At 27.6% G+C, this 381-nt stretch carries 1 protein-coding gene; it reads right to left on the bottom strand.

What is annotated here, in order from left to right:
- Positions 1-381, bottom strand: a 381-nt coding sequence (locus HMPREF1551_RS13930; RefSeq protein ID WP_021628212.1) for a hypothetical protein, incomplete at both ends; no start/stop codon positions are given.

The raw sequence follows: 381 nt of genomic DNA, 5'->3' as shown, positions 1-381 counted from the left end.
AGAAATTTTTCTGTACTCTGTTTATCTTTTTCTCCTATAAGACCAGGCTCTTTTTCATCTATATCACTATAATCAAAATATTTGATATATAACACTCCTTTTTCTTTATCAAGGTTGCTTTTTGATAGCAACGCATATTCTCTTCCAACATATATATATAGTTTCCATAATTTTCCTTTGCAATAATACTTAACTATGTTGATATCATTTTCGATTCGAATATTACCCTCTTCAAAGAAGGTTTTGTAATACTCATCTTTATTTACAATAACTTTATACTTTCCTCTTAAAGGTTCTTTTGTACGTTTATTGATTCTAATATAATCATACATAATACTCCCACAGCCTTTAGTAGGAATAAGTCTCTTAACAATCTCTATA

Origin of the sequence: Capnocytophaga sp. oral taxon 863 str. F0517, from assembly GCF_000466425.1 — a bacterium.
Classification (GTDB): Bacteria; Bacteroidota; Bacteroidia; order Flavobacteriales; family Flavobacteriaceae; genus Capnocytophaga.
Note: the sequence above shows the minus strand (reverse complement) of the source record. Positions and strands in the feature narration are given on the sequence as shown.